The sequence below is a fragment of the Pectobacterium betavasculorum genome, assembly GCF_000749845.1.
GTDB lineage: Bacteria > Pseudomonadota > Gammaproteobacteria > Enterobacterales > Enterobacteriaceae > Pectobacterium > Pectobacterium betavasculorum.
Map to the genome: position 1 here is coordinate 1 of NZ_JQHM01000062.1, position 527 is coordinate 527.

The window sequence follows — 527 nt, forward strand, 5'->3', positions numbered from 1 at the left end:
AAATTCATTACGAATAAACAGTTTTAATTCTTTGAGCATCGCTGACGAGTTCAGCAAATCAAACAAATCTTAAATTGAAGAGTTTGATCATGGCTCAGATTGAACGCTGGCGGCAGGCCTAACACATGCAAGTCGAGCGGCAGCGGGAAGTAGCTTGCTACTTTGCCGGCGAGCGGCGGACGGGTGAGTAATGTCTGGGAAACTGCCTGATGGAGGGGGATAACTACTGGAAACGGTAGCTAATACCGCATAACGTCTTCGGACCAAAGAGGGGGACCTTCGGGCCTCTTGCCATCGGATGTGCCCAGATGGGATTAGCTAGTAGGCGGGGTAATGGCCCACCTAGGCGACGATCCCTAGCTGGTCTGAGAGGATGACCAGCCACACTGGAACTGAGACACGGTCCAGACTCCTACGGGAGGCAGCAGTGGGGAATATTGCACAATGGGCGCAAGCCTGATGCAGCCATGCCGCGTGTGTGAAGAAGGCCTTCGGGTTGTAAAGCACTTTCAGCGGGGAGGAAGGCA

General features: G+C 53.3%; 1 rRNA gene. It reads left to right on the top strand.

Annotated elements, in window-relative coordinates:
* Positions 1 to 71 precede the first annotated feature (71 nt).
* Positions 72 to 527, top strand: a 16S ribosomal RNA gene (locus tag KP22_RS21095); the annotation flags it as partial.